Raw genomic sequence first — 23359 nt, 5'->3', positions numbered from 1 at the left:
AAGGCGGCCCACGGCGTAGGGATACCGCGATCCAGCCGGCGGGCGACCAGGGGATCGACAGCGCCAGCGACAACAAGGCGACGCCGACGATCAGCCTGGCCCGGCGCTGGCCGCAATTCAGTGGGCGCCAGCCGGCGGAATCGTCGCTGCAACAGAGCGTCGCGCGTTCTTTCATCGCTCACCCCGCGCAACAGGACAGTTGCCTCACGTCCTTGCTGAAGGTCTGGGCTGCAAGCTTCAGCCCCTCGACCATCGTCAGGTAGGGGAAAAGCTGATCGGCGAGTTCTTGCACGGTCATCCGCGCCCGGATCGCCAGCGCCGCCGCCTGGATTAGTTCACCTGCGTCCGGCGCGACCGCCTGCACGCCAATGAGACGGCCCGAGCCGGCCTCGGCAACTAGCTTGATGAAGCCCCGCGTGTCGAAATTCGCCAGTGCGCGCGGCACGTTGTCGAGCGTCAGCGTGCGGCTGTCGGTCTCAATGCCGTCGTGGTGTGCTTCTGCCTCGCTGTAGCCCACAGTGGCGACCTGCGGGTCGGTGAACACCACGGCGGGCATGGCGGTCAGATCGATGGCGGCGTCGCCGCCGGTCATATTGACGGCCGCGCGGGTACCCGCCGCCGCCGCGACGTAAACGAATTGCGGCTGGTCGGTACAGTCGCCGGCGGCGTAAATGTGTGATGCGTTGGTGCGCATGCATTTGTCGATGACGATAGCCCCTTGCGTATTGACGGCGACGCCGGCGGCTTTCAGCGCCAAGCCGCGCGTGTTAGGCGCGCGGCCAGTGGCGATCAGCAGCTTGTCGGCGCGCACTTCGCCGTCCCCGGTCGTGAGCACGAATTCCCCGCTTGCATAGACGACGCGGCCAGCTTGCGTGTGCTCTAGCACTTCGATTCCCTCCGCCCGGAAAGCGGCTGTGACCATCTCGCCGACCGCCGGGTCTTCGCGGAAGAAAAGCGTGCTGCGCGCGAGGATCGTAACCTTGCTCCCGAGCCGCGCAAAGGCTTGGGCCAACTCCACGGCAACCACGGACGAGCCGATCACGGCCAAGCGCAAAGGGATTGTGTCACTCGCCAGCGCCTCGGTCGAAGTCCAGTAGGGCGCCTCTTTCAATCCGGAAATGGGCGGCACAGCCGGGCTCGCCCCCGTGGCGATCAGGCAGCGGTCGAATCCGATCTCGCTTTCGCCGCCTTCGTTCAACCGGGCGATCAGGGTTCGATGGTCTTTGAACCTGGCCTCGCCATGCAGCACGGTGATTGCCGTATGGGCCTCGAGAATGCCCTCGTATTTGGCGTGCCGCAGTTCATTGACGCGCGCCTGTTGTTGGGCGAGGAGTTTGTCCCGTTTGATTGCTGGCTTGCTTGGCGCAATGCCTTCGTCGAATGGGCTCTCCCGGCGCAGATGCGCGATATGCGCGGCGCGGATCATGATCTTGGAGGGCACGCAGCCGACATTGACGCATGTGCCCCCTATCACGCCGCGCTCGATCAGTGTCACCCGCGCGCCGTCCTCGGCTGCGCGCAATGCCGCCGCCATGGCCGCTCCGCCGCTGCCGATGATGGCCACCTGCAATGGCATGCCTCGGCTCTCTTGCTTGGCCTCCCTGTCGAGCATCTTGCCGGCCCTCCTTTCCGAAGGGCCAGAGGCACGCGCGCGTTTTGCGACCACCGCCTGATAGCCTGCGGCCTGCACGGCGGCGGAAAGCGCCGACGGGTCGAGCGCCCCGTCGCCGCTGACCAGCGCCGTCTCTTCGGCGTAGGACACCTTCGTCTGACAGACGCCCGGGACTTTGAGCAATGCTTTTTCAACGTGACTCGCGCAACCGTCACACGTCATGCCAGCGACTTGCAAAACCAGAGTGTTTGCACGCTTCGGCTCCTGCGCGGCCGGGGATTCTTCAGAACCGAGTCGTTGCCCGAGGATATCGCGCAGCCGCGCGAGAAGCGGCATGGCGTGGCCTGCCACTGCCATCATCGAGCCGGCGAGCGCTGTCTTGATCGAAGGTCGTTGATCCATGGCTCACTTCTTCAGTTGGGAGGGATAGCCCGCCCCTTCGGTCGCTTTGGTAAGCGCTTCGACGCTTGTTTTCGCGTCGTCGTAGGTCACCACCGCTTCCTTCTTCTCGTAGCTCACCTCGATTGCTCCGACGCCCTCGACCTTACCCAGCGCCTTCTTGACGGTGATAGGACAGGCGGCGCAGGTCATGTTCGACACTGACAAGGTGACCGTCCTTGTTGCGGCCCAAGCCGGCGCGCTGAAGGCGGCTAAAACGACGAGTGCGCCGAGTTTTTTCATGATCGGGATCCTCTCTCAGTAAAACAGCGGAAGCACATAAGGGAAAACCGTCGACCCGCCGACGAGCGCCGCAACGCCCCAGAAGATCATTTTGTACATCGACCTCACTTGCGGCGCTGCGCAGGCCTCTCCGGGTTTGCAGGCCACGGCTGGGCGAAAGATGCGGCGCCAGGCGAAGAACAGCGCAACGAATGCGGCGCTGAGGAATAGCGGTCGAAACGGTTCGAACACTCGGAAATTTCCGAGCCAGGCCCCGCTGAAGCCGAGAGCCACCAGCACGAGAGGCCCGAGGCAGCAGGCCGACGCCAGGATCGCGGCGGCGCCGCCGGCGGCGAGGGCCTTGCGACCGCGTGATTGTTCAGACATGGGTTCTTCTCTCTTCCAACGTTGCAGCGCACCTTGCCTTCAGCCTGCGACGACCCATCGCGCAAAAAGGAAGAGCGCGCCGGTTATTACCGCTGTCACCACAAGTCCGACCGGCGTCATTGCCATCTGGATGAGCCCGAGACCGTCGCCATCACACATCGCCTTGTCCTCCTTAATCTGGCTAGAAAACCGATCGCCCCCGATGACCGGGCGTGGTCGCGTTCCCAGCCTATTTTTGTTGACTTGTCGTGATCCTGGGGTCTGTAGTCGCTACAGGGTCAAGCGCTTTTTTGCTCGGGAGATCGGATATGAAGGCGACGGGTGCGCTCTCGATCGGCGGGCTGTCGAAGCAGAGCGGCGTCAACATCGAAACGATCCGCTACTACGAGAAGATCGGCGTTATGCCGACGCCCGGCCGCAGCGCGGCCGGATATCGCGTTTACGGGGCGGATCATCTCAAGCGCCTGAGCTTCGTGCGCCGCAGCCGCCAACTCGGTTTCAGCCTCGACGAAATCCGAGGTCTGCTTCGCCTTGTCGACGGCGATGTCTATACCTGCGCGCAAGTTCGTGATCTGACGCTCGATCACCTGGCGGAGATTCGCCGCAAGATCGCGGATTTGAAGCGGCTCAAACGGGTGATGGAGGAAATGGCGGCGCAGTGCAGCGGAGAATGTGCGCCTGAATGCGCGATTATCGATGCTCTCTTCGACATGAGACAACCGAGCGGCGAAAGCTATGAACGGTAACCGTTACACGGCTGAACAGCCGCTTGTTGGTCGATCAGTTTGCTTTGGGCTCATGAGCCGACCCCGAATTTGGGGCGACGCCCCGCCCGGACCAGTCGAGCGGGGCATCGCTGGGGGCGTCAGTCGCCGTTGCGGCGACTGGGGCGGGACCAGATGAGGCTGTATCCTTCGCCGCTCTCGTCGTCGAAGAGATTGGCGAAGATCGGGGCGTTGAAGCTCGGATCGTCGAGCTTGAGGCCGAGATAATCGCGACCCTCGTTGGAGCGCTTGGACCAGGCGGCGCCGATCTCTACTTTATGCGGTGCACCGCATAAAGTGGATTATGCGTAGCGCGCGATTATGCGGAGTCTGGCGCGGGGAGTGGCGGTTTTCCGGGGCTTTGGCGGTGACCTCGCTCCGCATAATAACGGGGCGAAGTCCGCGACGCCCTGCTGTGTGGCGGGGCGTCGCGGGCGCCGATCAGCGCGACCAGATCAGCGCGTATTCGCCGTTCTCGCCCTCGAACAGGTTGGCGTAGATGGCGGCGGTGAACGACGGGTCGTCGAGCTTGACCGAGTGATAGGTGCGGCCCTCCTTCGAGGTCCGGCGCCATGCGGCGCCGATCTCGACGCCTGAGACGATCACCCGGAGGTCGGGCGCCTTGTCGCTGGTGGAGGCGGGATCGCTGGGGATGAGGCGCGCCTTGGCGTCGATCGCGAGGGTCTTGATGGCGCCGGTGTAGACGCCGTCGTTGCTGCGGATGAACGAGCCGATCTGGGACATGATGTAACTCCTCTTGCTATGTGCCAAGCCCGCGACCATCGCGGCCTTGTGGCGATCAAGAGCCCCGGGACGGCCGCCCCGCACCTGCAAGGCCGCAGCGCCAGCGAAGGACGGCAAGAGCCGAGCTTCTTGTTTCGCGAGGAGCGGCGCAGCCGCGGGGAAGAAGGTCGGCGACGCCGTTGCGGGGACGAGGCCGGGTCGAAGACCGCATCCTGGGGCCGATCCGCCAAGTAAAGGCCCGTTGGTCGCAGGGCTGACACTGCGCCCGAGGAGACATCCCCAGCATCGATCAGGCGCCGCGCTCGATGGCGATCACCGATCAGCGCGCGACCGCCGCTTTGGACAATAGACGCCCACGCTCCAAAGTCCGCCTCCACCAACGAGGAGGCAAACCATGCCAACAGGTGTCTATGTAAGGAAGAATGACGTCAAAGACCGATTGCGAGCGGGACTTGCCGCCGATCACGCTGACGATTTTACCGCGTGGCTGCGACAACGGCGCTATACCGACAAGACGATCGTCGAGCGGATCAGGCTGCTCGCCTGCTGGACGCATTGGGCGCGCGAGAAGGGTTATGCATTCGACACGGTCCGGGCCGCACACGCCGCATCATCTGCGCTGATCGACGCTGGATATCGCCCGCGCTTCCGGGGCGACGTGAACGAGGACGCTGTCGAAACGGGCAAGCTCTTCATCGCCTATCTCGAGGATCGTGGGCTGTTGCCGAGGTTGCCACTGCCGCCGTCGCCGCCGCTCGTTGCCGACTATATGGCGTGGGCTCGCGATCAGCACGGGCTGGCCGAGACGACGCTCGGAACCTACGCGTACGCGATCATCCCCTTTGTCGCCGCGCTCGGCGACGATCCAGCGGCCTATGACGCCGCCGCGATCCGCGGCTATATGCTGGGCCGAGCAGGCTCCGTATCGACCGCTCGCCTCAACGGCATCGGCGTTGCCATCCGCGCGTTTCTGCGCTTCCTGATCGCGACGGGTCGCTGCCCGCCGGGACGGGACCGCGCCATGCCACAGGCGGCGGGGTGGCGGCTTGCCTCGAGCCCGCGCTTCCTGCCTGAAGATGACATCGCGCGCGTCATCGCCGCGTGCGACGGCGAACGGCGTCTTCGCGACCGCGCGATCATCCTGCTGCTGGTGCGGCTCGGGATGCGCGCCAGCGAAGTCGCACGTCTCGGCTTCGACGATATCGACTGGCGGCAGGGCCATATCCGGTTGCATGGCAAGGGGCGTCGCGAAGAGCTGCTGCCGCTCAGCCAGGAGGTTGGAGACGCGCTGATCGCCTATATCGAGCGTGGCCGGCCTGCGTTCGCTGCGCGTGCGACGTTCCTCACCGAATATGCGCCACTCAGGCCGATCGACCGCAGCACAATAAAATGCGTGGTGCGGCGCGCGCTCGGGCGCGCGGGAGTCGAAAGTCGATGCAAAGGCGCGCATGTGCTGCGCCATTCGGCGGCGACGTCGATGCTGCGGCACGGGGTGAGTCTCGCAGGCGTGTGCAGCGTGCTGCGCCACCGCTCGCCCGCGATGACCGCGCACTACGCCAAGGTCGACATGACGCTGTTGGCGACGATCACGCAGCCCTGGCCGGGAGACGCGTCATGCTGATCGACGATGCGCATCGCTATATCGCGCTTCGCCGCGCGCTCGGCTTCAAGCTCGAAAAAGCCGCCCGCCACCTCGATGCGTTCACCCGCCATGCTGTTGCGAACGGCGACAGTCATATCCGCAACGCGACGGCGCTCGCCTGGACCGCGGCTGTCTCGTCGACGCCGGGCGGCCGGTATCAGCGGCTGCAGGAAATAGCCGACTTCGCCCGCTTCCTGCATGCCGAGGATGCTGCGCATGAGATACCGCAGCATCGTCGGCATTATCGTCCATGCGTTCGGCCCGCGCCCTACATCTATACCTCCGACGAACTGGCGCGAATGCTTCATGCCGCCGCCAATCTGCGGCGTCAGAAACCGAGCCCTCTCAGGCAGCATGTCCATGCGATGCTGATCGGACTGCTCGCCGCGACCGGCCTGCGCGTCTCGGAAGCGTTGAATCTGCGGCTCGGCGATCTGTTGCCGGACGGCATGCTGCACATCCGCCAAACCAAGTTCAACAAAAGCAGACTCGTGCCGATGCACCCGAGCGTGAGCGCGGAGCTCGACGCTTATCTGCGTGTCCGGGCGACGGTCGCGGGTGTGGACGACCATGTGTTCCTGACGGTCGGCGGCAGACCGATGGGGCTCGGAGCCGTCCATGCCGCATTCCATGTCGTCCTGAAAAAGGCCGGGATCGCGCCGGATCGTCCACGTCGCCCCCGCATCCATGACCTGCGCCACACCTTCGCGACGCGCGCGCTGGCGCGATGCGCGATGCGCCGCGAGGATGTCGCCCGCGACTTCGTGGCGCTCTCGACCTATCTCGGGCACGGCCATATACGGTACACCTACTGGTATCTGGAGGCGACGCCCGACTTGATGGGCGACATCGCCGCTGCCGCCGAAATGCTGGCTGCGGAGGTGATCGTATGACGCCGATCGCACCGCTCATCACCGCGTTCCTGCGCGAGCATATGCCTCGGCAGCGCGGGTATAGCGTACATAGCTGCGAGGCCTACGCGACCTGCTTTCGACTCTTGCTGACCTTCGCGGCCGATCGCCTGAAGACGCGGCCATCGCGGCTTACGCTGGAAGCGATCGACGCCGCGATGGTGCTCGCGTTCCTCGCACATATCGAGCAAGACCGCGGCAACAGCGCGGCGACGCGCAACTTGCGGCTTGCCGCGATCAAGGCGTTCATGCGCTATGTCGAACTTCAGTGCCCGAGCGCGTTGGCGCAGGTCGCGCAGATCGATGCGATCCCCGGCAAGCGCCATGACCACAAGCTCATCCGGCATCTGACGATGCAGGAGGTGCGCGCCATCCTCGATGCGCCCGACACTTCGACCAGGTGGGGAATCCGCGACCGGGCGATGCTGCACTTGTGCTTTGCTGGTGGCCTGCGTGTCTCCGAACTGGTCGGGATGACGATGAGCCGCATCATTCTGCAACCCAGTCCCAGCATTCTCGTATTCGGCAAGGGTCGCCGCGAGCGCAGCCTGCCGCTCTGGAAGGAGACCGCGCGCGACGTTCGCGCCTGGCTCGCGGTGCGCGGGAACCCGCAAGCGCCCGAGCTGTTCGTCAACGCGCAAGGCATGGCGATGACGCGGGCCGGGTTCGAATATATCCTCGAAAAACACGGTCGGGCCGCGGCGCGACAATGCCCGACGCTGGCTGACCGCACGCTGTCGCCGCACCTGTTGCGGCATAGTTGCGCGGTGCTGATGCTCCAGGCCACGCGTGATATCCGCAAGGTCGCACTCTGGCTCGGTCATGCCGATATCCGAACCACTGAGATCTACCTCGGGATGGACCCCTCCGAAAAGCTCGAGGCCGTCGAAGCGGTGCTCCCGCCCGCGTTGCGACGTGGTCGGTTCAAAGCGCCTGACGCGTTGATCGCATCGCTAATGGCCGATGCGCACACGGCGCCGACGTGAGTGGCGGACGCCGGGCGTCCGCGATTGTTGCGCCGACGGCATGATCGGGGATGTCTCCTCGGGCGCAGTGTCAGCCCTGCGACCAACGGGCCTTTACTTGGCGGATCGGCCCCAGGATGCGGTCTTCGACCCGGCCTCGTCCCCGCAACGGCGTCGCCGACCTTCTTCCCCGCGGCTGCGCCGCTCCTCGCGAAACAAGAAGCTCGGCTCTTGCCGTCCTTCGCTGGCGCTGCGGCCTTGCAGGTGCGGGGCGGCCGTCCCGGGGCTCTTGATCGCCACAAGGCCGCGATGGTCGCGGGCTTGGCACATAGCAAGAGGAGTTACATCATGTCCCAGATCGGCTCGTTCATCCGCAGCAACGACGGCGTCTACACCGGCGCCATCAAGACCCTCGCGATCGACGCCAAGGCGCGCCTCATCCCCAGCGATCCCGCCTCCACCAGCGACAAGGCGCCCGACCTCCGGGTGATCGTCTCAGGCGTCGAGATCGGCGCCGCATGGCGCCGGACCTCGAAGGAGGGCCGCACCTATCACTCGGTCAAGCTCGACGACCCGTCGTTCACCGCCGCCATCTACGCCAACCTGTTCGAGGGCGAGAACGGCGAATACGCGCTGATCTGGTCGCGCTGATCGGCGCCCGCGACGCCCCGCCACACAGCAGGGCGTCGCGGACTTCGCCCCGTTATTATGCGGAGCGAGGTCACCGCCAAAGCCCCGGAAAACCGCCACTCCCCGCGCCAGACTCCGCATAATCGCGCGCTACGCATAATCCACTCGGCCGACATATACGCGGTGGCTGGGCGCATTCTCGCCGGAGCGGCTTGCGTCGGGGACGATGCGAACGTTCTTCGCCTGGACGGAAAGGGTGACGATTTCGCCGGTGAACTCGTTGTTGCCGGTCTTCTTGAAGGTGCCGATGGTCGCCATTGGAATTCTCCTCGATCTGAAGGTTCGAGCCCGCGCCATTTCGGTCTCGATGGCGATCGAAGGGCCGGAGGCGATCGACGCGGCATCGCTTGCGACCGCAGCGTCAGCGGAGGATGGCGCGAGAGCGACTTTGTTGTTTCGCGAGGAATGACGGCGCAGCCGTCAGGGGAAGAAAGTCGATCGGCGCCATTGCCGCATAGGCGATCGAGGCGCAGCCGGCCTTCGGCCAGATCCGTCCATCAAAGAGGCCGTTATGGAGCGCTCGGCCTGACAGTGATCGGGGCGAATTCGGCGACGGCGTGCGACCGAGAAGATTCGGCGACGAGCGCCGACTACGATGACGATCCTCGTCCCGGCTGTAAAATTTCGTCGTCGTCGCCTCCGAGCCGCATATCGAAATGCTTCCCGCCCCGCCGATTGTCGGACGACAATGAGATCGCTCTCGCCAAAGGATTGCTCCGATGAGCGTCACAATTTCGACGGCCTCGCCACGACGATTCGAACTTGCCGCCATCATTACCGCCGTGTCACGACGATGAACTCGGAGAGATGCAGATCGACATGCGCCCATAGGAGCAGTTGCAACGGCGTCAGGCCCGCGCGAGACGCGTTTCTTCCCGTCCCGGCGGGGCGGCTCCAGCGATGCGGATCAAAGCGGTGATGCCGACCGCGACCGCGCCGACGAGCGAAAAGATCATCTGCCATGTCACCGACGGCATAGCCATCTGGGCAATTCCGTGCGTGGCGTAATAGCCGGCGACCGTCGCTGGCGCAGCATAGACGAGCACGATGGCGAGCCGGAGCCAGGTCCAGGGAACGAAGGCGAAGGCCAGTTGCCCGACGCCGAATGTCACGCCAGCGGCGAGGATGCCGACGACGGCGCCGCCGAGCCAGCCGGCGCCGGTGTGAAAAGCCCAGACGCCGACCGTCAGGCCGGCATAGAAGGGGAGCGCGAAAACGGCGAGCGTGAACAGCAGCCAGCAGAAGAAGCCGATGCCGGCGATGACGAGCAGAGGTCCGAAGATGATCATGGGGTGGTCTCCGTGAGACAAAGGTCTGACGAATGCGCCTTCCACCACCACCACGGCGCAGCAGCGAGTCTAGCCGGAAAGAAGAGACAGAGCCAGCGAAAATCCCCGCAGGATTTTCGCCGCTCATGGCCGCAGGATCCTTCATGGCTGGAAGGGATCGAATTCATGTATGATGTCGGCGGGATCGCCGTCGTATTCGGTCGAGGGCATGACGCCGTAGTCTCCCGCGCCGTCATGGAATACGACGACGCACATCATGAGGGTATTCGCGAGGTCCCAACCACGGGCGTGGGCGAAGGTGAGGTTTCGAGACATCGATCGGCTCCTGTGCTGAGGCGGGGGCCATCCCCGCGCGACAGGCGCCCGATGTGTCCGGCCGATGGCCGCGATCACCGTGAAGGTGAAACCGAAGCGGCGGCACGCTCGCGTAGCCGACCCCTTGAGGGTTGATGGCGTCAGGCCGTCGGGCGGATAGAGGATCAGCGCCGATCAGAGCGGGGTGGCGCTCGCCGGCAGGAGTCGATTGCTTCGAAATCATGACGCTCGGTCGCGGATCGCGCGAACCTCCTCTATTGTCGGCAGCCACAGCGCATGTGGGAGCTAGCGGCTCGGGAGGTCGGCATGGAGGAGTTCACGGGACGAGATTTGCATCTTATGAAAAAGGCGCTCGCCATCGCGGCGTTGGCGATCGAGGAACAGCCGGGACCGTTTCAGTCCAGCTCCGATCTGAGAGACATGAAGGCGTTGCTCGATGAGATCATCGAGAGCGATACGGAATTGGCGTATTACGCGCGCGCGGCGAGGATCGCCGTGCTCGGCGCGCCCGACTGAAACAAGGTTTTACGGAAACGCGTCGACACGCTTTTGCGTTTCGGCGCATTTCCGGCTCTGAGAGTCGGCAGCGCTCACGCGCCGCCTGCGCCGAAGCGCCAAACCGGAATACCGAGCTTGCGCGCCTTGTCGGCGAGGTTTTCCTGGATGCCGGTTCCGGGAAAGGTGATGACGCCGATCGGCAGGATTTCCAGCATCGCGTCGTTGCGCTTGAAGGGCGCTGCCTTCGCGTGCTTGGTCCAGTCGGGCTTGAAGGCGATCTGCGGAACCTTGCGGTGATCGGCCCAGCGGGCAGCGATTCGTTCTGCGCCTTTTGGACTGCCGCCATGCAGCAGCACCATGTCGGGATGCTTGGCGAGGACCTGGTCGAGCTTCGCCCAGATCAGGCGATGGTCGTTGAAATCGAGGCCTCCGGTGACGGCGATCTTCGGACCGGCGGGCAGCAGCACCTCGTTGTCGGAGCGCTTCTTCGCTGCGAGGAAGTCCCGGCTGTCGATCATCGCCGAGGTGAGATTGCGGTGATTGATCATCGATCCGCCGCGCGGTCGCCAGGACGATCCGGTGTCGCGCTCGTAATGCTCGGCGGCCTGATCGCGCATCAGCTCGAATGCGTCCCGGCGTTCGAGGAGGGTCTGCCCTTCCGCGGTGAGTCGCTCCAGCTCGACAGATTTCACCTCGCCGCCATCCTGCTCGCGCTGCGAGCGGCGTTGCGCCTGTTCATTGTCATTGAGCTCGCGCTCGATCCGCGCCACGGCGCGGTGAAAGAGATTGACGGTCGACCAGAGCAAATCGCCGAGATCCGGCTCGAGGCGGGTATCCTGCAATGCCGCGATCAGCGCGTCGAAGATGTCGGCGACGGCGCCTGAGACGATGCGCCCTTCCGGCAATGGCCTCGGATCGGGTTCGTCCTGAAAGGGGCGATAGCCGTAGAGCTGGAGTTCCTGGAGAATATGGTCGGTCGGGGATGACGCGTGCGGCTCGTGGCGGTCATCGTCGCGATCGGTGATCATGGCGCTTCCTTTCGTCGGATCGACCGCGCCCATCGCGGCCTTCATGGCGACGAAAGCGGCGGGCGGAGCGGACCCGCACCCGCAGCGAAGCGAAGGGCCGGAGCGCAGCGGAGGACGGCGGAGGACGGCTATTTTGTCTCGCGATGGAAAGCGGCCGCAGGCCGCGCCGGAAAATAGCGGGACGCAGTCGTTGCCGATCCGAGCCGCCTGCCGATCGATCGCCCTCTGAAGAAGGCCGTGGGGGCGGACCTCTCCGACAATTCAGGAAGCGTCATCATCAACGTGACGTAAAGCCGCCGGCAGCGAGCGTCCGCCCTTCAGCCCGAGCCTATGCCGTCAGCTCCATGAAGCGCGCGACGTCCTGCGGGGCGATCTGCACACGGACGGCCGCCCGGAGCGCATCGAGCCCGAGCAGCCGCAGATCTTCGTTGAAGTCGCCGAGCGCCGGAGACAGCACGATCGCCTCGATACCGAGCTGCTGAGCCCGGTCGATCAACGTCGTCACCGCGCCGTCGCCGGCCGGATCGTCGTCTCGCGCGATGTAAAGTCGGCGCAATGTGTCGGAGAAGAGGATCGCGGAGAGATGCGCCGCCGAGAGCGCCGCCGCCATCGGCATGGTCGGAAGCGCCGATCGCAGCGACATTACGGTTTCGACGCCTTCGCCCACCGCCATGACCTCGCCCGCCACGCCGAAGCGGACCGCATGGCCGTTGAGATCGCCTATCGCCCGTCTCGGCGTTTCGATCGGCGCCTTTCCGAGCGTCGTCTCCGAAAAGCCGCGAGGATCGAGCCATGTGCGATGCACGCCGGTCAGACGCCCGTCGAGGTCCGTGACGGCTGCGATCATCGCCGGCCAGATCTCGGTCGGGGAATGCTCGTCCGGTCGGTGATAGCATTGCGGATGAAAGCGGAGCGATCCGGTTTCGTGCAAAGCCGCAATGCCGCGATTGCGCAGATACGTTTCTGAGAGAGTCCCGGCAATCGGCTGCGACATAGCGAGAAGCCGCCTTGCCGACTCCCGCGAGTCGACTGGTGCCGAACGTGACTTCGTCCTCTTCGTCATCGGCTCCAGCTCCTGACGCGACAGTCTCAGGAAGGAGCGCGCCTCATCGACAGTGTCTCTGAATTCGGCGAAGCCGCAACTCTCCTGGATGACGTCGAGCAGATCGCCGTGCTCGCCCGTCGCGGCGTCGGTCCATTTGCCGGCGGCGCCCTTGCCGCACTTCGTCCCGATCAGCCGGACGAACATGGAGCGGCCCGGCGTGTTGCGAACATCGCCCACCAACCAATAACGGCCTTCACGATGTCCATTGTGGAGATAATGACGGCACACCGCCTCGGCCTGACGGCCGAGACGCTGCGCCAGATCGGAGACGTCGGGACGAGTCATGTCACGCGGCCTCCTTTTCGTTGACGCGCTGGAGCGGATAGCGCTCCATCAATTTCGTCAGCACCGCCGTGCCGCTCGCGTCGACGGGCACGAACATGCGCAGCTTCCAGGAGATGATCTCGTGGAATAGCCCATAGGCGGAGAGGCGCTCGCGCATCGCGTCGGTGAATCCCGACAGCTCGATGCGGTGCGCGCCCATGACGCGGACGCGGCGAAGCTGGAGGTCTTCGGCAAGGTGGAGGACGGCGAGGCCATCCGTCAGGGCGGCGAATGCGTCCTCTGCGGAGAGATCGGCGGCGCCAACTGCGAGCGCTCCCGCGACCCAGGCGGCCGTGACCCGGCGGCCGATGATGCGCTCGCCGTCATCGGTTTGAAGGCGATAGACTCGCGTCGAGTCCTTCGGCAGGCGTTTCCAGATCGGCAGCAGCAGGCCAGCGACGATATCGATCGTGCTGTCGGAGAATTCCGGGACAGCGACGACCTCGGCGCTCCATGCGGCGGCGAATGCGTCCCGGTCGGCCTCGGTCCAATGGCTTTCCTCCATCATCTTCAGCGACGCATAATGCTGCTCCATCGGCCGGACGAGGCGCGCGCGCCGCTCGATCTCGCCATCGTCGAGCATCAGCGACGGCGCAGGGAGTTGAACCGCAGCTCGCCCCGAGCGCTCATTTACGAGCGCTACAGCGCGCCGATCGGCGAGAAGATCGAGCGCCCGGTCGAGAGTCAGAGGATGATTGCGCTCGCGCTGTGTGATCGTCAGCAGGCGCGTCTCCGCGCCTGTGCCGGGATGGGTGTAAATGGTTCGGCGATTGGTGACGAGGAAACTCTCGGCCCGCAGCGTCTCGAGCCCGACGTCATAGACGCCAGCGGCGATGGCTCCTTCGACCTTCGCGTTCAGCAATTGCTCGAATGCCGTGAACAGAATACCCTGGAGCTCGATAGTCAGCGCCAGCAGTCGATTGAGGAATGTGGTTATCGGCGGCAGTTCGTCCTTGATCCCATTTGAATCCGTCAGCGACAATCCCGTCGCCTCTTCGAAGATCTGCAAGGAACAGCCATCAATCTTGCCGCGGACGAGCAGCAGATAGAGCTGGCGCAGCGCGTCGCGCGCGTAATGACTCTCCAGATTGTCCTCGGGACGGAACAGGCCCTGTCCGCCGGTCTGACGCTGGCCTCTGGTGATCGCGCCGAGCGTGTCGAGCCGACGCGCGATGGTTGAGAGAAAGCGCTTCTCCGCCTTCACATCGGTCGCAATCGGCCGGAAGAGCGGCGGCTGCGCCTGATTGGTGCGATTGGTGCGACCGAGCCCCTGGATAGCCGTGTCGGCCTTCCACCCCGGTTCGAGCAAATAATGCACGCGGAGCCGGCGGTTCCGGGCGGAGAGCTCGGCATGGTAGCTGCGGCCGGTGCCGCCGGCGTCGGAAAAGACGAGGATGCGCTTCTGATCGTCCATGAAGGCGGCGGTCTCGGCGAGATTGGCCGAGCCGGTGCGGCTTTCGACGGCGAGGCGCTCGCCCTTGCGCACGATCCGCCGCGAGCGCCCCGTCACCTCGGCGACCACATTGGTCCCGAAGCGCTGGACGATTTGATCGAGCGCGCCGGGAACCGGAGCCAGGGAGGCGAGCTTTTCGATGAGCGCAGTGCGGCGGGCGACCGCCTCGCGGCTCTCGACCGGCTGGCCGTCGCGAAAGACGGGCCGCGACGTGAGATTGCCCTCGCTGTCGGTGAACGGCTCGTAGAGCTGCACCGGGAAGGAATGGGCGAGATAGTCGAGAACATATTCGCGCGGCGTGATGTCGACCTGGACGTCGTTCCATTCCTCGGTCGGAATGTCCGCGAGGCGTCGCTCCATCAAAGCTTCGCCGGTCGAGACGATCTGGACGACGGCGGCGTGACCTTCCTCTAGATCTCGCTCGATCGAGCGGATCAGCGTCGGCGTCTTCATGCTCGTCAGCAGATGGCCGAAGAAGCGCTGCTTGGCGGATTCGAAGGCGGATCGCGCCGCGGCTTTGGCCTGCCGGTTGAGCGTGCCGGTCGCGCCGGTGATGTTCGCCGCCTGCATGGCGGCGTCGAGATTATTGTGGATGACGGCGAAGGCTTCGGCGTAGGAATCGTAGATGCGGGTCTGCTCCGGCGTCAGCCGATGCTCGACCAGCTCATATTCGACGCCCTCATAGCTGAGCGAGCGCGCCGTATAGAGGCCGAGGGCGCGAAGGTCGCGGGCGAGCACCTCCATCGCCGCGACGCCGCCGGCTTCGATCGCCTCCACGAATTCGGCGCGCGTCGCGAATGGAAAATCCTCGCCGCCCCAGAGGCCGAGGCGCTGGGCATAGGCGAGATTATGGACCGTGGTGGCGCCGGTGGCCGAAACATAGACGACGCGCGCGTTCGGCAGCGCGTGCTGGAGGCGAAGTCCTGCGCGGCCCTGCTGCGAGGCGGCCTGGTCGCCGCGTTCGCCCTTGCCGCCGGCGGCGTTCTGCATGGCATGGCTCTCGTCGAAAATGATCGCCCCTTCGAAATCGGGGCCCAACCATTCGACGATCTGCCGCACGCGGGAAGCCTTCTCGCCGCGCTCGTCGGACCGCAGCGTAGCGTAGGTCAAAAATAGGATACCTGCCTGCAGCGAGACCGGCTTGCCCTGCGGAAAGCGCGAGAGCGGCGTGACGAGCAGGCGCTCCATCCCGAGCGCCGACCAGTCGCGCTGCGCGTCCTCGAGCAGCTTGTCGGATTTGGAGATCCACAGCGCCCTGCGTCGGCCCTGCATCCAATTGTCGAGGATGATTCCAGCCGACTGACGGCCTTTGCCGGCGCCAGTCCCATCGCCCAGCATGAAGCCGCGCCGGAAGCGTCCGGCGCTCTTGGCGTCGTCTCGCGCCGCCGCGACGACGTCGAAAGTCTCGTCGACCGTCCATGAGCCGTCGAGAAACGCCGAATGAGCCTCGCCAGCGTAGATCACTGTTTCCAGCTGCGCGTCGGAGAGAAGGCCGTCGGAGACAACGCTCGCCGGCAGCCGCGGCCGATAGCTCGGCTTCGGCGGCGCGACCGAGGCCATTGCGGCGGATTGCACCAGTTTGGTGGGATGCGCCTGAGAGCCGGGAATACGGATCGACTGCAATCCGTATTCTTCATAGATCGCATCCGTCAGGCGAGCGCCTTCCAGCGGCGCCCAGTCGACCGTCTCATAGGCCAGTTCGACGCCATCGGGTGCGCTGGCGAGCGTCGCTCGGCGAACCGCAACATTTCGAACGGAAACGGCCGGCGCCGTGCGCGGCCGCAGACCGCTGGCTGGCGCCGGCAACGCGACCGGCAAACGCGGGGGCGCGAGTTCGCCGATCCAGGCGAGGAGCGTTGTGACATCGGGCGCCATGCCGGGCGACGCCGGAAAGACGGTCGGATCGTCCGCCGGCAGTTTGTCGATGATCGTCAGCCGCGTCTCGATCGACGTGCCGTGCTTGGCGTAGACGGCCCCATTGATCGCGGCGGAAAAGACGACGCGGCCACGCCGCTGGAGGCGGACGAAGGCGTCTCGCCAAACAGGAGCGTCGGGCGCGAAATTCGCGCCGGTGATCGCGACAAGGCGTCCGCCGTCGGCCAATCGCGCCAGGGCGGAGGCGATGTGTCGATAGGCGGCGTCCGCCATTCGGCCGGAGACATTCGCCACGGCCGAGAACGGCGGGTTTATCAGCACGACCGAAGGAGCGATCGCCGGATCGAGATGGTCGTCGATCTGCGCCGCATCGAAACGGGTGACCGGGACGGAGGGAAAAAGAAGCGAGAGAAGCTCCGCGCGGGTCTCCGCGAGTTCATTGACAATGAGGGACGCGCCGGCCATCTCCGCGAGAATGGCGAGCAGTCCAGAGCCGGCCGAAGGTTCGAGGACGCGGTCGGCGGGCGAAATCGCGGCCGCGGTGAGAACCGCGAGGCCGAGGGGGATCGGCGTCGAGAATTGCTGGAAGGTTTCGCTTTTCTCCGATCGGCGCGTATGCGTCGGCAAGAGGTCAGCGATCTTCGACAGCATCGGAAGTGCGGCGGCTGGAGAGCCGGCTTTGCGGAGAAGCACCTTTCCGTATCTGCGCAGGAAAAGGACTGTCGCCGCCTCGCAGGCGTCATAGCCCATCTTCCAGTCCCAGGCGCCGGAGGCGCCCGACGCGCCGAAAGCGGACTCCATCGATGCGCGCAGAATCGCAGCGTCGATGCGTCGGCCATTTTCGAGATGAGGAAGAAGACGGCGAGCCGCGTCGGCGATCGCGGAGCCGGCAGAAGCGTGACAGGCGAGCGTCGACGCAGCCGCGTCGGCGGCCACAGGTGCAGACATTTTTGACATGGAAGAGGTCTCGGGAGAGCGGAAGCGACGAGCCGGCTGGCGCTCTCTCTCGGACCCGCCGGCTCGCCTCCCTTCCGGCCGGACTCTTCCTCTCCCGGCGTCTCCAACGGGCCGCGTACGAGCGGCTCATCGGGCATCGCGTGATGGCGGGGTCTCGAGCGCTTGACGATGGAGCTCTCGATCGCCGGCATGAAAAATGGCGGAGCCCTTTGCAGCGCTCCGCCGAACGATCATTCAGCCGCGATTGGAATCGACACTCTCGTTTGCGTCATCGTCCGAGAGAAATTCAGGCAGCTCTTCGGATTCGTCGGCTGCTTCGTCCGCTTCGAGATCAGCCAGTCCGACGTCGTCGAGCCGCAAAGGCTCCGGCAGCCAGCCGGAGTCGACGAGCAGGCGTTCGGCTTCGACCGCCATCTCGCCCTTTTTCAAATGTTCGATGAGCTGGACGGCCCGTTCGCCCTTGGCCTCGCGGACGGCGTCCAGGATTCGTCGCTTCGGCACGCGACCGAGATAATTGTCGACGGTCGGCTTCCAGCCGGCGTCGACCATGTTCAAGCCGACCGCTTGAGCGAGCCGGTCGGCATTCTTCAAGCGCTGCTGCACTGAGTGCGCCGTGACCGCGCCGCCACCATAGCGGTCCGCCTTCTCATGGAGGGCATTGACGCCATGGCTGACGCTGTGCGCGAGTAGCGCGAGGCGATGCGCGTCGTCGAGGCCGACGAGCCAATCCCAGAGTTCCTGGTCGTCTCTGGGAATGCTCGATTTCCACGCGTTTTGCCGCTCCGCGATAGCATGTGAGCTGGCGCTGTTCTTCAGATCCGTGGGTTGGATCGGAAAGGAGATCTGCCGCAAGGAAATTTCCAATCCGGCGGCCGAAGTCGACGCATAATGGAAGGTGTCGGCGACGAGCTTATGCAGCAGCGCCGTCATGGCGACACGCGGATTATTCGCGACGGCGTTCTGCAGCGCCAAAGTTCTGTGCGCCGTCAGCTCGATCATCAAGCGCTCCGGCAATGGCGCGAGCGCATCGGCTTCATCTTCCTCCGAGTGGACCGGGCGGCCTTCGATGGTGATGACGGACTGCTGCGTCGCGGGAGCAATGGCCGGTGAGAACTCGCCTGCACCCGCGTCATCGTTCGTGCTCTTCTCATGAGCGGGCGGCTCGTCCTCGGGCCGGACATAGCCGCGATCGACAGATAGAAGGCCTTCGGCGTCGATGCTGACGAACGCTCCGGCGCGCGCGACGGCGACCGGGTCGAAGCTCCGCGGTCGATTTTGCAGCTCGGCGAGCGCCGTCTCGATCTCGCCCAGGCGTCGGTCCACATCCTCCGGCAGCTCGTCGACTTTTTCATATTCGGTCTCCAGGCTCTCATGTTCGGCCTCGAGCGAATCGATCGTCGCCTGTTCGTCGTCGGTCAACTCGGTGGATGCGCCGACGAGTTCTCTCAGCCCATTCGTATGTCCGAATGGAAACGAGACCGCGACCTCGATCCATTTCCAGCCTTCCGCGGCGACGGATTCGGCCGCCGCCTTCAACTTCTCGACGACGAGGGTGTCGAGCAACGCGACATTTTCCAGCCAACCGCCGTCGTCGTGCTGGAACAGGTCGCGCATGACGAGTCCGCCCGCTGCTTCATAGGCGTCGAGGCCGACGAAGACGGCTCGCCGATCGGCGGCGCGCACGGCTTTTTCCGTCAGCATGCGACGGATCTGGTAAGGTTCCTTCGACCATGACTTTTCCAGCGCCGCCCAGACCTGCTCCTGGCGAGCGTGGTCCGACGAGACGGTGAAGGACATCAGCTGCTCCAGCGACATTCCGTCTTCGGCATAGATGTCGAGAAGCTTCTCCGACACGGTGGTAAGCCGCAGGCGCTGCTTCACGACATTGACGCCGATGAAGAAGGCTGCGGCGATGTCTTCCTCGGATTTGCCCTTGGCCCGCATCGCCTGAAAGGCGCGGAACTGATCGAGCGGATGCAGCGGCGCGCGCTGGACATTTTCGGCGAGCGAGTCGTCTTCCGCGAGGATGTCGCTCGCGGGATCCCGGACGACGCAGGGGACGGGCGCCGTCTTGGCGAGCCGCTTCTGCTTGACCAGAAGCTCGAGCGCCCGATAGCGGCGGCCGCCCGCGGGAATTTCGAACATGCCGGTCTCGGCGCCATCGGCGTCGAGCACGGGCCGCACGTTCAGGCTCTGAAGCAGGGTGCGGCGCGCGATGTCCTCGGCGAGCTCCTCGATCGAGACGCCGGCTTTCACCCGCCGGACATTCGCCTGGGAGAGGACGAGCTTGTTGAAAGGAATGTCGCGCGAGGACGATAGTGTGATCTTCTGAGCGGCAGTAGCCATGGGGATAGACTCCGTGACGGGCGCCCGAAAGCCTCTCTCTCGGCTTGAACCGTCACGAAGCGCGGCGCCGCCCTCTCACTCTGAGGACGGTGCCGCGGAATCGATGATCAGCAAAATCGGAAATGTGCGGAGCCGGAGACACGGATTTCCGTGTCTCCGGCTTTCCGGAATTCAGGCCGCGCGATCGAGGAGCTTCTTGGCGCGCGCCTCCAGATCGAGACGGGCGTCCTGATGTGTCTTGTTCCGCGCGACGGCAGTAATGCCCTGCACAAAATCGAAGATGCTCTCGGGCTTGCGGCCTTCCTCGGCCAACACGGTCTCGATGATCTTCGCAGTCTCCTTCTTGGAAAAACCGCGCCGTCGCAGGAACTCGTCTCGGTCCTCGTCGGTGCGGGCGACGATATTCTCCCGCGCCGCCTTGATGCCGTTCACGAAAGGCATGGGCGAGGAATCGGCGAATCGGGTCAGCGCCGGGGCGGCCTCATGCGCGAAGCGGGAGGCTGCGTATTTTGAGTGGCGGATGGTGATTTCCTCGAAATCTTCGACGCCCCACAGATTCCTATTTTGGCATACTGCGCGGAGATAGAAGCTCGCCATGCCCAGCGTCTTGGCGCCGACCTCGGAATTCCAGCAGTAGAAGCCACGGAAATAAAGATCGGGCGAGCCATCCGGCAGCCGACCAGCCTCGATCGGATTGAGATCGTCGACAAGGAAGAGGAAAACGTCGCGGTCCGAGGCATACAGTGTCGTCGTGTCCTGGGTGATATCGACACGCGGATGGTAGATTCCGGTAGACCAGTCGAGCACGCCCGGCACCTTCCAGCGCGTATCGCCCGTGCCGTTGCCCGCGATGCGTTGCACGGCCTCGACAAGTTCATGGTCGTAGATGCGGCCATAGTCCGGGCCGGTGACGGCGCGCAGCTCGACGCGCTCGTCTTCGATCTCCAACGTCTTGACCTGCTCGGCACGATTCGTCGTCAAGCCGTATTGGAGGTTGATGCCGGCGAGCGGCGCCGGGAGCTGGCGGAGGTAGGCGGCCGGCGCGCCGACCAAGCTCGCGAGCTGACCAAAGCTCCAATGCGTCGGAGCGATCGGTGCGTCCGAACCAGGCAATGCCAGAGTGAGGCGCTCCGCGTTACCGCGGTCGGCCTCCACCCGGATCGCCGTGCTCTCCACCGTCCGAGTCCGGCTGCGCTCGGTCCGTCCGCGCACCGCCGCGTAGAGGTTCGACAGGGAAAGAAAGCGCTCGTCCGGCGGCCGCGAGAACCACTCCGAGGATACGCGACCGACGCGCTCGCCACGCGTCACATCCACCTTGTAACCACCGGCGTGGTCGCGGTCAGCGCTCAGAATTTCGACTTGGGTCACGAGACATCTCCATGACGGGCGCCGGAGGCCTCTCCTCCAGCTCTCAAACCGCCACGGAGATCCTGTCCGCACTCTCACTCTAAACGAGCAGCCGTGGAGATCATGCCCGAAGCAGCGCGGTCGGCCGCCACAGCGGTGACCAGGGAAGAGGCTCGCCTCCGGCTCTTCTAGGCCGCAGCTCGCATTCGCCCGATTAGCGGGTCATTGACTTCCAATCAGCCGACTCCAGCCGTATCTTTCAGTGGTTTCAGCTATGCCCTTGTGCCACAGACTATATCGGTTAGCCAGGAGAACCCATGGAAGACTGGCCGCCGACGCCGAGGATCTGTACCATACGAGCTGTCCGGTGCGACAGATACCATAACTCAAGCAGCGCAGAACGCTTCTCGATGGCGGGCTACGTACGCGGGATGCGGCCACAGCTTCTCATCCTTCGGTAAGTGGATACGATCCATCTGCTTGGCAAAGAGGTCGCGCAACTCCGCAGGGATCTTGTTGTGGGAGACCAGCAGCCGATAGTCGTCTGTGAGAGAGATAAGATGACGATCGAACAACCAATGCACGGTGCCCGAAAGAGCAAGGCCGTTTTGCACGACGTCCGGACCACCTAGCGCGACTGACCATATATGTGCTGCCTGAACCTCGGCTCTACCGCCACCATTGACAATTCGGAGACCCGTTACGGCGCATCGATCGTCATAGGCATCGCAAACTTGGCGACGAAAATTAGCGTCGCGAATCTTTCTATTCAGAAGAATCTGTTCGATCCGCCGGGCTTGTTCCTCGGGTGGCGCTCTAACGAGTTCCAAGGTATCCGGATCAACCTGACCGGGATCGAGCACCAGGCGCAGAGCGTTTTCGGGCGACAGCGTCTCGGCGAGACCGGCGCGCGCAATCGTGGCAAAATCGGAGTCCGATATGGTCCGGACCGACTTGCCCTGCAAATAGGCTCCGACACGGGATGGGTCGGTTAATTCCCTCAAGGCGGCCTCGGCATAGGTACCTCCATCTGCGAAGGGAACGGGTCGATCGAACGGTAGATATTCGCTCATCAAAGCGTAGGAGTAACCTGGCCGCTCAGGATCGTTTTCCAACCGCAATAGCCTAGCGACCGCGATATACGCGCGTCGGCCCCGATTTCTCTGAGGCTCCCTATATATGATCCAGTCGCCGACAAGCCGTTCGGCCACTTCTCGGTACTGACGAGGAAAGTGGTATCGACGTGTTATCTCGTCGTCGTATCCCGAATCAGGCTTGGTATCGAATATCCCCTTCACCGTCGTTTCCGTTCGCGCCCTATGCCCTGGTCTTCTCATCGGAGGCGAGGGCATCGCCCGCTACTTCTCGTGGTTCCGATGAAAGCGAGGCAATCTCCGCGTTGAGTTCATTCAACCGCGCGCGCAAAGCAGATCGATCCGCCGTAACACTCGCGATCGAGCTACCTGGCGTACCTGACAGCGTCGCGACGAGCTGATCTCGCTCGTCCTCGAGCTGGCGAAGTTTGATCTCAAAATCCCTCGCCTCTGCGGCATCACTCTGTCTGCGCCTAGCGTTCTCGTCAGCGAGCAAGCTCTCTTCCACTTTATCGACATTCGCCTTGATCTCGGGATAGCGATCTGCGGCGAAACGAAGGAATTGACTAAACTCATAGATGTGGAAGTCCTGGCCGTTCTCCGCTTTGAATTCCTCGACGAGTTCAGGACGCGGACCAAGTTTCCGGCCCCTGTGGATCCACCACCAATCTTCCTTCGCGTCATCGGAGATAAAGATGATCGGCCGTTTGTTGTCTTTCGCCTTCGCGATCATCTCCTTCCATATGATCAGGTCACCAAACTTGTCGAATTCACCAGAATCCTTCTTCGCGTCCTTATAACCAGGCGGAATCTTTTTCGCGTATCGATCCTCTCCCTCCCTCTTGAGGGCAGCGAATTGCTCGGGCTTCCACTTTTCGCCAATGCGGCCATCCAATAGCTTGGTCAGTCGCGTGACCGAGCCGGCGATTTCCTCAGCGGGATGGGCCGCTTGCGCGGCCGCCATACGCGCGCGGAAGTCCGTCGAGAACATATCCAGCGCAGCGAGTTCCTTGGCGACACTTATTGTCGGATGTGCTCGTAGCTGGCGAAGCCGTTCGCGCGCCTTCTCGACGACCGCCTCCAGGTCCTTGACCAGCAGATCGTAGGCGTCCTGCGCGCCGAGTTCGACGTCCAGGCGATTTCGGTGAAATTCGAGACCAACCTGATAGGGGATCCACAGCGAGGGCTTGAGCACATCGAACAGGCGAAGTAGTTCCTCACGCACGGCGGCGGGGTGGCGCAGGCAGTGCAACAGGACGTTCGCGTCCGGGACAAAAATGGCGTTGTCCCAAAGCGCCGCTGCCTCAGCGGCGGATTTCGGGTACCAGCCCGCGAACTTGTCTCGCATCCGCG

19 protein-coding genes and 2 pseudogenes are annotated in these 23359 nt (G+C 64.1%); 6 read left to right on the top strand and 15 right to left on the bottom strand.

The window, feature by feature from the left end; genetic code table 11:
- Nucleotides 1–178: 178 nt before the first annotated feature.
- The 3 genes from merA to merT form a co-directional block, all read right to left on the bottom strand.
- Nucleotides 179–1834 (bottom strand): mercury(II) reductase, encoded by a 1656-nt coding sequence (gene merA / locus IY145_RS03655; protein WP_246722181.1) that lies wholly within the window; start codon nt 1832–1834, stop codon nt 179–181.
- Between the two features lie 183 nt (nt 1835–2017).
- A complete protein-coding gene (gene merP / locus IY145_RS03650) occupies nt 2018–2293 on the bottom strand; it encodes a mercury resistance system periplasmic binding protein MerP (protein WP_196406955.1) in 276 nt (91 codons plus the stop codon).
- Nucleotides 2294–2308: 15 nt separating this feature from the next.
- Nucleotides 2309–2659, bottom strand: coding sequence for a mercuric ion transporter MerT (merT, locus tag IY145_RS03645; RefSeq protein WP_196406954.1), 351 nt, complete (start codon nt 2657–2659; stop codon nt 2309–2311).
- Between the two features lie 308 nt (nt 2660–2967).
- Between merT and IY145_RS03640 the strand changes: the two genes are divergently transcribed.
- Entirely contained in the window at nt 2968–3405 is a 438-nt protein-coding gene (locus tag IY145_RS03640; protein WP_196410392.1) for a helix-turn-helix domain-containing protein, read from the top strand.
- 119 nt (nt 3406–3524) lie between these two features.
- Here IY145_RS03640 and IY145_RS03635 read toward each other — a convergent pair.
- Nucleotides 3525–3701: pseudogene (locus IY145_RS03635) on the bottom strand (DUF736 domain-containing protein); the annotation flags it as partial.
- A gap of 163 nt (nt 3702–3864) precedes the next feature.
- Nucleotides 3865–4167, bottom strand: coding sequence for a DUF736 domain-containing protein (locus IY145_RS03630; RefSeq protein ID WP_024881502.1), 303 nt, complete (start codon nt 4165–4167; stop codon nt 3865–3867).
- Between the two features lie 394 nt (nt 4168–4561).
- On the opposite strand from IY145_RS03630, the gene IY145_RS03625 reads away from it, so the two are divergent.
- From IY145_RS03625 to IY145_RS03610, 4 genes are all read left to right on the top strand, one after another.
- A complete protein-coding gene (locus IY145_RS03625) occupies nt 4562–5788 on the top strand; it encodes a tyrosine-type recombinase/integrase (RefSeq protein WP_196406953.1) in 1227 nt (408 codons plus the stop codon).
- Nucleotides 5782–6702: a tyrosine-type recombinase/integrase gene (locus tag IY145_RS03620; protein ID WP_196406952.1), complete on the top strand. Its 921-nt coding sequence runs from the start codon at nt 5782–5784 to the stop codon at nt 6700–6702. Before IY145_RS03625 ends, IY145_RS03620 begins: the two co-directional genes overlap by 7 nt.
- Nucleotides 6699–7706, top strand: a complete 1008-nt coding sequence (locus tag IY145_RS03615; protein WP_196406951.1) for a tyrosine-type recombinase/integrase — start codon at nt 6699–6701, stop codon at nt 7704–7706. The genes IY145_RS03620 and IY145_RS03615 overlap by 4 nt, the downstream gene beginning before the upstream one ends.
- 327 nt (nt 7707–8033) lie before the next feature.
- The gene (locus tag IY145_RS03610; protein ID WP_024881502.1) at nt 8034–8336 is read left to right on the top strand and encodes a DUF736 domain-containing protein; all 303 of its coding nucleotides are present in this window, start codon (nt 8034–8036) and stop codon (nt 8334–8336) included.
- Nucleotides 8337–8474: 138 nt separating this feature from the next.
- Here the strand turns inward: IY145_RS03610 and IY145_RS03605 are convergent.
- The 3 genes and pseudogenes from IY145_RS03605 to IY145_RS03595 form a co-directional block, all read right to left on the bottom strand.
- Nucleotides 8475–8633, bottom strand: a pseudogene (locus tag IY145_RS03605) (DUF736 family protein); the annotation flags it as partial.
- Between the two features lie 590 nt (nt 8634–9223).
- Entirely contained in the window at nt 9224–9664 is a 441-nt protein-coding gene (locus IY145_RS03600) for a hypothetical protein (RefSeq protein ID WP_196406949.1), read from the bottom strand.
- 141 nt (nt 9665–9805) lie between these two features.
- A complete protein-coding gene (locus IY145_RS03595; protein ID WP_196406948.1) occupies nt 9806–9979 on the bottom strand; it encodes a hypothetical protein in 174 nt (57 codons plus the stop codon).
- Nucleotides 9980–10318: 339 nt separating this feature from the next.
- Here IY145_RS03595 and IY145_RS03590 point away from each other — a divergent pair, with 339 nt between their 5' ends.
- Complete coding sequence (locus tag IY145_RS03590) at nt 10319–10495, top strand: hypothetical protein (RefSeq protein WP_246721757.1); 177 nt, start codon at nt 10319–10321, stop codon at nt 10493–10495.
- 74 nt (nt 10496–10569) lie between these two features.
- On the opposite strand, the gene IY145_RS03585 is transcribed toward IY145_RS03590, so the two are convergent.
- From IY145_RS03585 to IY145_RS03555, 7 genes are all read right to left on the bottom strand, one after another.
- A complete protein-coding gene (locus IY145_RS03585; RefSeq protein ID WP_196406946.1) occupies nt 10570–11505 on the bottom strand; it encodes a DUF2493 domain-containing protein in 936 nt (311 codons plus the stop codon).
- A 328-nt stretch (nt 11506–11833) separates the two neighbouring features.
- The gene (locus IY145_RS03580) at nt 11834–12895 is read right to left on the bottom strand and encodes a toprim domain-containing protein (RefSeq protein ID WP_196406945.1); all 1062 of its coding nucleotides are present in this window, start codon (nt 12893–12895) and stop codon (nt 11834–11836) included.
- A gap of 1 nt (nt 12896) precedes the next feature.
- On the bottom strand, nt 12897–17219 hold the full coding sequence (locus IY145_RS03575) for a strawberry notch-like NTP hydrolase domain-containing protein (protein WP_196406944.1): 4323 nt from the start codon (nt 17217–17219) through the stop codon (nt 12897–12899).
- A gap of 234 nt (nt 17220–17453) precedes the next feature.
- Nucleotides 17454–19565, bottom strand: a complete 2112-nt coding sequence (locus IY145_RS03570) for a ParB/RepB/Spo0J family partition protein (protein ID WP_196406943.1) — start codon at nt 19563–19565, stop codon at nt 17454–17456.
- Nucleotides 19566–19736: 171 nt separating this feature from the next.
- Nucleotides 19737–20933 (bottom strand): DUF932 domain-containing protein, encoded by a 1197-nt coding sequence (locus IY145_RS03565; protein WP_196406942.1) that lies wholly within the window; start codon nt 20931–20933, stop codon nt 19737–19739.
- 365 nt (nt 20934–21298) lie between these two features.
- Complete coding sequence (locus IY145_RS03560) at nt 21299–22027, bottom strand: HNH endonuclease (protein ID WP_246721756.1); 729 nt, start codon at nt 22025–22027, stop codon at nt 21299–21301.
- Nucleotides 22028–22229: 202 nt separating this feature from the next.
- Nucleotides 22230–23354, bottom strand: coding sequence for a PIN-like domain-containing protein (locus tag IY145_RS03555; protein ID WP_196406940.1), 1125 nt, complete (start codon nt 23352–23354; stop codon nt 22230–22232).
- Nucleotides 23355–23359: the final 5 nt, after the last annotated feature.

Origin of the sequence: Methylosinus sp. H3A (assembly GCF_015709455.1) — a bacterium.
Lineage (GTDB): Bacteria > Pseudomonadota > Alphaproteobacteria > Rhizobiales > Beijerinckiaceae > Methylosinus.
This window is presented reverse-complemented; position numbering and strand designations above follow the sequence as displayed.

Coding starts and splice junctions, on each gene's coding strand:
- IY145_RS03575 (WP_196406944.1), bottom strand. CDS start 17,219: ATGTCAAAAATGTCTGCACCTGTGGCCGCCGACGCGGCTGCGTCGACG.
- IY145_RS03600 (WP_196406949.1), bottom strand. CDS start 9,664: ATGATCATCTTCGGACCTCTGCTCGTCATCGCCGGCATCGGCTTCTTC.
- IY145_RS03610 (WP_024881502.1), top strand. CDS start 8,034: ATGTCCCAGATCGGCTCGTTCATCCGCAGCAACGACGGCGTCTACACC.
- IY145_RS03585 (WP_196406946.1), bottom strand. CDS start 11,505: ATGATCACCGATCGCGACGATGACCGCCACGAGCCGCACGCGTCATCC.
- merT (WP_196406954.1), bottom strand. CDS start 2,659: ATGTCTGAACAATCACGCGGTCGCAAGGCCCTCGCCGCCGGCGGCGCC.
- IY145_RS03630 (WP_024881502.1), bottom strand. CDS start 4,167: ATGTCCCAGATCGGCTCGTTCATCCGCAGCAACGACGGCGTCTACACC.
- IY145_RS03570 (WP_196406943.1), bottom strand. CDS start 19,565: ATGGCTACTGCCGCTCAGAAGATCACACTATCGTCCTCGCGCGACATT.
- IY145_RS03640 (WP_196410392.1), top strand. CDS start 2,968: ATGAAGGCGACGGGTGCGCTCTCGATCGGCGGGCTGTCGAAGCAGAGC.
- IY145_RS03625 (WP_196406953.1), top strand. CDS start 4,562: ATGCCAACAGGTGTCTATGTAAGGAAGAATGACGTCAAAGACCGATTG.
- IY145_RS03615 (WP_196406951.1), top strand. CDS start 6,699: ATGACGCCGATCGCACCGCTCATCACCGCGTTCCTGCGCGAGCATATG.
- IY145_RS03590 (WP_246721757.1), top strand. CDS start 10,319: ATGAAAAAGGCGCTCGCCATCGCGGCGTTGGCGATCGAGGAACAGCCG.
- IY145_RS03595 (WP_196406948.1), bottom strand. CDS start 9,979: ATGTCTCGAAACCTCACCTTCGCCCACGCCCGTGGTTGGGACCTCGCG.
- IY145_RS03620 (WP_196406952.1), top strand. CDS start 5,782: ATGCTGATCGACGATGCGCATCGCTATATCGCGCTTCGCCGCGCGCTC.
- IY145_RS03580 (WP_196406945.1), bottom strand. CDS start 12,895: ATGACTCGTCCCGACGTCTCCGATCTGGCGCAGCGTCTCGGCCGTCAG.
- IY145_RS03555 (WP_196406940.1), bottom strand. CDS start 23,354: ATGCGAGACAAGTTCGCGGGCTGGTACCCGAAATCCGCCGCTGAGGCA.
- merP (WP_196406955.1), bottom strand. CDS start 2,293: ATGAAAAAACTCGGCGCACTCGTCGTTTTAGCCGCCTTCAGCGCGCCG.
- merA (WP_246722181.1), bottom strand. CDS start 1,834: ATGACGTGTGACGGTTGCGCGAGTCACGTTGAAAAAGCATTGCTCAAA.